Origin of the sequence: Acinetobacter johnsonii, from assembly GCF_048551975.1 — a bacterium.
Classification (GTDB): domain Bacteria; phylum Pseudomonadota; class Gammaproteobacteria; order Pseudomonadales; family Moraxellaceae; genus Acinetobacter; species Acinetobacter johnsonii_A.
Map to the genome: position 1 here is coordinate 1 of NZ_JBIMCF010000053.1, position 4,106 is coordinate 4,106.

Annotated in this window: 4 protein-coding genes and 1 pseudogene; 2 read left to right on the forward strand and 3 right to left on the reverse strand. The window is 37.3% G+C overall.

Annotated features, from left to right (window positions below; all coding sequences use genetic code 11):
• Window positions 1-84 precede the first annotated feature (84 nt).
• Both xseB and xseA read right to left on the reverse strand, forming a co-directional pair.
• Window positions 85-282 (reverse strand): exodeoxyribonuclease VII small subunit, encoded by a 198-nt coding sequence (xseB, locus tag ACG9ZB_RS16405; RefSeq protein ID WP_078390489.1) that lies wholly within the window; start codon window positions 280-282, stop codon window positions 85-87.
• The gene (gene xseA, locus ACG9ZB_RS16410) at window positions 275-1,537 is read right to left on the reverse strand and encodes an exodeoxyribonuclease VII large subunit (protein ID WP_419326776.1); all 1,263 of its coding nucleotides are present in this window, start codon (window positions 1,535-1,537) and stop codon (window positions 275-277) included. Before xseA ends, xseB begins: the two co-directional genes overlap by 8 nt.
• 530 nt (window positions 1,538-2,067) lie before the next feature.
• Here xseA and ACG9ZB_RS16415 point away from each other — a divergent pair.
• Window positions 2,068-2,217, forward strand: a pseudogene (locus ACG9ZB_RS16415) (IS3 family transposase); the annotation flags it as partial.
• Window positions 2,218-2,269: 52 nt separating this feature from the next.
• Here the strand turns inward: ACG9ZB_RS16415 and ACG9ZB_RS16420 are convergent.
• A complete protein-coding gene (locus ACG9ZB_RS16420; RefSeq protein ID WP_419326777.1) occupies window positions 2,270-3,202 on the reverse strand; it encodes an IS5 family transposase in 933 nt (310 codons plus the stop codon).
• A 597-nt stretch (window positions 3,203-3,799) separates the two neighbouring features.
• Here ACG9ZB_RS16420 and ACG9ZB_RS16425 point away from each other — a divergent pair.
• Window positions 3,800-4,106, forward strand: a 307-nt coding sequence (locus ACG9ZB_RS16425) for an ATP-binding protein (RefSeq protein ID WP_419326778.1), incomplete at its 3' end; no start/stop codon positions are given.

The following is a 4,106-nucleotide window of genomic DNA, read 5'->3' on the forward strand; positions in this document are numbered from 1 at the left end:
GGGTTTTAAGACACCAAATCAAATGGCCGAAAACTTTTATAAGTTGGCTGCCTAGAATCTCCCAAGGGAAAGTCTCCTGATAATTCAGCGTATATCAAATGTCTCATACAAAGCCTGTTGAACTGCATCCACACGTGTTTTACAGGCTTTATATGCAACCATAGACTCTTCAACGATTTTCATTAAATTGTCGATGTCTGGTTCTTCCTGCGACTCCAATAGCTCCGCATTCTTTTTAAGGACTTCATAGCCTTCCTTGAAAGAGAGTTCTTTTTTAATCATTACTAATTACCTTCGTTACATTTGCTTGAATGGTGCCATCCTGTAATTCTACTTGGACGTTATCACCTGAAATCTGTTGAATAGAGCGAATAGCTTTTCCTTCATTACGAACAATTCCGTAGCCTTTAGCCATCACGTTTCTTGGATTCTGGATTAAGGTTTCACGCATCAGTGATTCGACTTGATTCGTTGCCAGTTTGATCTGTTGCTGGGCTAAGTAATGTAGGGTGCTTCGCATCAAATCTACGCTCTTATTTGCTTCATTAATCTGCCCATGCGCAAGCGTCTTAATCACTCTCATGTATTGATCATTTTGGCTTTGGTACGCCGTGATTTGATGTTGGGATAATAGCTTAATGGTTTGGAATGAATCTAAGACATCCTGAGTGCGATCAGCAATTAGATTACGAATGCCACCAATTACCTTACTAGGTGTGTCAAATGAACGGTTTGCAACTTCATCTAGTATCGTACGATCTTTTTCGTGACCAATACCGACCCAAATTGGAACAGTTCGTTTGGCCAACAATGCTGCCAGTTCATAATCATTTAAATAGGCAAGGTCGTTTACAGCACCACCGCCGCGGATAATCACAATGAGATCAGGTGGTGTATTGAAATCGGTAGCCCATTGTCTGAGGCCATTACTGAGAGAGATGATAATGCTTTGCGCAGCTGTGTTCCCTTGGAATGTTGCTGAGTAGTACTTGAAATGACATACACCAGATTTTTCTAAAGCATCAGCATCTTTTTTGAAGTCACCTAGACCTGCAGCATTTTCAGGAGCAATTACCAGGACATTCTGAATATCAAAAGGGGTAGGGATGAGCTTGTTCTTGTTTAATAGGCCTTCAGAGGTAAGTCTTTCTAAAATTTGTTGATAGCGCCGTGCAATGTCTCCAAGCGTATAGCTTGAATCAATATCTTCAACATTCACCGAAAAGCCATACTGAGGATCAAACTTGGCTCTGACTTTTACCAAGACATTTAAATCCTTTGAAAGCTCTACACCGCTTTCTCTTTCAAACTTAAGCACCATTTTCTGAGCTGTAAATTTCCAGATGGTGCCTTTACAACTCGCTATAACTTTGTCGGTACTTTCATCCTTTTCAGCTAACTCAAGATAGTAATGTCCGCCCTTAATATTTAGATTACGGATCTCAGCTTTCACCCATACAGGCTCATTGAAAGTAATTTGAATTACTTCCTGAACTGTGGATAGATAATCACTAAGAGAAAACTGAGATTCAGACATTAGGTCAATTATTTTAAGTGCTTAGATGAATAGTATTAAAGCAAAGCTATAAGTGCAAATTGAGAATATGCTCACTTGGTATTGATCAAGGTATATGGCATATTTCTGCTGTAGTGGACGTACATATGGAAATTCACTTAATTATCGTAAAAAGCTCATCATTTGATGGGCTTTTTTTGTTTGTAAATAATTTGGAATAAAATGTGAATGAGATCTCAATATAAACCAAGTATATTATTTGGTATTAAGTTCTCCATGGTAGTTAATATCAGTTTATACCTGCACCTTCCCCAAGTTGCAGGTTTTTTTTGTTTCATTTTTTGTGAGATTAATGATTTAATTATTTTGTTGTAAATAAAAACAACGATTCCTTGTTTCGGCGCAAAAGACCAAGGGGAAAGCCTTACAGAAATGTAGGGCTTTTTTAATAGCAGCTTAATTTAAATTGAACCGTACCGGGTTTGTCGGAGAGTCAATATTCTGAGATGAGAAGTATTGCTTCGCAAGACGTAGCGAAGCGTAGTGTCCCGATGACAAAATTAAAATATACCCCTGAAATCAGAGAAAGAGCGGTTCAATTATTGATTGAATCCGAAAAAGATTATCCATCGAATTGGGCTGCAATCACAGCAATTACGCCTAAGATTGGTTGTACTGCTGAAACATTACGTGTTTGGTATGGCTTTGTTGCATAAAGATTTAAAAGGTAGAGCTTTCCTAAGTTGTTCAAATTTAAGTGACAACTTGGGTATGAGGTCGGCCGAGCTCCGTAAAGTTATTTAAGATGACCACACGTACATGAATCTCGTTTACTTGGCTATCAAAATTCCGGGCACTGAGCTTATCACCTAATAATTTGATGCAGTGCATCTTGGTTTCTACCAGACTTCGCTGATGGTAGCCCGACCATTTTTTCCATAGTGTCCTGCCTAAACGTTTAACAGTGCGAAGTAATTCATTTCGCTCTAGCGAATGAACTTTTGTACCTTTCCAAGGCTTCGCATTTTTTCTGGGTGGAATAATCGCATGTTCATTTCGATCTGTGATCAACTGGCGACACTGCTTCGTGTCATAAGCACCATCGGTATAAACGGAGTCAATATGCTCATCTTGAGGAATCTGATCGAGTAAATCACCAAGTACTTGTGAATCACTGACATTATTTGTCGTAAGCTGAACGGCACGTATTTGCAGTGTTTCAGCATCTATACCAATATGCAGTTTACGCCATTGCCGATGGTATTCAGGCTGATGTTTCTTACGCTTCCATTCGCCTTCACCTAAAAATTTTAAACCCGTAGAGTCGACGAGTAGGTGTAACCCATCACGACTTTTCTGGTAGCTAATTTGAATATCAATATACTTTTGTCTTCTACAAAGCGTCGTGAAGTCTGGTGCTGTCCAATCTAATCCGCAAAGTTTAATTAAGCTTTGAACAAAACCAGTAACCATGCGTAAAGTGAGTCTAAATAGAGATTTGATCATCAAACAGCATTGAATCGCTATGTCGGAGTAGGTTTGACTTCGACCTTGTTTGCCTTGAGGTTCTGCATACCATTGTGTTTTTGGATCGAACCAAATGGCAATATTCCCACGATTAATGAGAGCTCGGTTATATGCGGGCCAATTGGTTGAGCGGTAGATTTTGTGTGTAGGCTTCTTCATTTGGAAATTATATTGCCGAAGAAGCCCTTAAGAACAGCTTTGTGAAACAAAGCCGTATTGAGCAGCAGAGGCGGTAAATTAATTTTCTAAAATTTATCAATGATTTAACTTTTGATATATTCAGCCAATGTGGTTGTTTTTAATTCAGTTCAAAATCATAACTAGAAGCTAGCTGTAGTTTCTGAATGACCGTCAAGGTTCTTAATTTTGCCTATAGATTCCCCCTATGGGCATTTTTTTTGATCAAAAACATGTATAGGTGACTTTAAAATAAACCTTTTAGCAATTCATACGCAATAAGGCTGATACCATTAACACAACAAAAATGAGTTCCACTCTAGTTAACATCTTAGTTCCATTTACTTTTCACTTAATTTATATAGCCATTAAGTCGTAGCATCAATGAAATAACATGACATGGAAAATAATCAAAAAAGATAGAATCTAGATTTTTATTACATTTACTATCCGTATACTTCAACATCAGATTTGAATGTTTCACTTAACCTTTAAACTTTTCTTAAAATTAAATATATTTACATACGTATTCTAAAATTTGATAGAATTTATTAAAACTTTAGACTCTAAGTGTAAATAATGAGAAGCGCTAATATTCGACGTGATGGTTACTTAAAATTTCTGAATACATGGCAAAACTGTGATGTTATTAAAGTACTTTCAGGTGTACGTCGCTCTGGAAAATCCACCTTATTGGCGATGTTTCAACAAGACCTAAAAGCACAGGGTGTACAAGCCGAAAACATCATTGCCATCAACTTCGAATTTATGGAATTTGAAGAACTCACTGATTACCGTAAACTACATGATTATGTATTGTCCAAAGTTGATAAAAGTAAAAAAAACTATGTTTTTTTAGATGAAATACAACATGTTACCAATTTTG

What these genes read in the sequence shown, in the direction of transcription:
- xseB (WP_078390489.1), bottom strand. Translation starts at nt 282, where the DNA reads ATGATTAAAAAAGAACTCTCTTTCAAGGAAGGCTATGAAGTCCTTAAA.
- xseA (WP_419326776.1), bottom strand. Translation starts at nt 1,537, where the DNA reads ATGTCTGAATCTCAGTTTTCTCTTAGTGATTATCTATCCACAGTTCAG.
- ACG9ZB_RS16420 (WP_419326777.1), bottom strand. Translation starts at nt 3,202, where the DNA reads ATGAAGAAGCCTACACACAAAATCTACCGCTCAACCAATTGGCCCGCA.